Origin of the sequence: Alkalihalophilus lindianensis, assembly GCF_032843265.1 — a bacterium.
GTDB lineage: Bacteria > Bacillota > Bacilli > Bacillales > Bacillaceae_D > Alkalihalophilus > Alkalihalophilus lindianensis.
Map to the genome: position 1 here is coordinate 1 of NZ_JAWJBA010000635.1, position 256 is coordinate 256.

At 44.1% G+C, this 256-nt stretch carries 1 protein-coding gene; it reads right to left on the minus strand.

The window, feature by feature from the left end; translation table 11 throughout:
- Positions 1 to 192: 50S ribosomal protein L16 (gene rplP, locus RYX56_RS23710; protein WP_317124301.1), on the minus strand; the 192-nt coding region annotated here is incomplete at its 3' end.
- Positions 193 to 256 lie beyond the last annotated feature (64 nt).

Consider the following 256-nt stretch of genomic DNA (forward strand, 5'->3'; position numbering starts at 1 on the left):
TACTTTACCGCCACGTTTCATGTAACGAGTCATCGCAATAAGAGCTGCTTCGATTTGACGGTTTGTGATCCAGGAAGCCTCAGTTGCTTGCAGACCAAATTCACCGAATGTTACTTCAGTACCGCCTTTGGCATTTCCACGCATTTTCCCACGATGTTGACGACGGTATTTTACACGTTTTGGCAATAACATATTATTTGCCTCCTTCCTCAGTTTTCTTCTTTGTAGGAAGGACCTCTCCACGATAGATCCATAC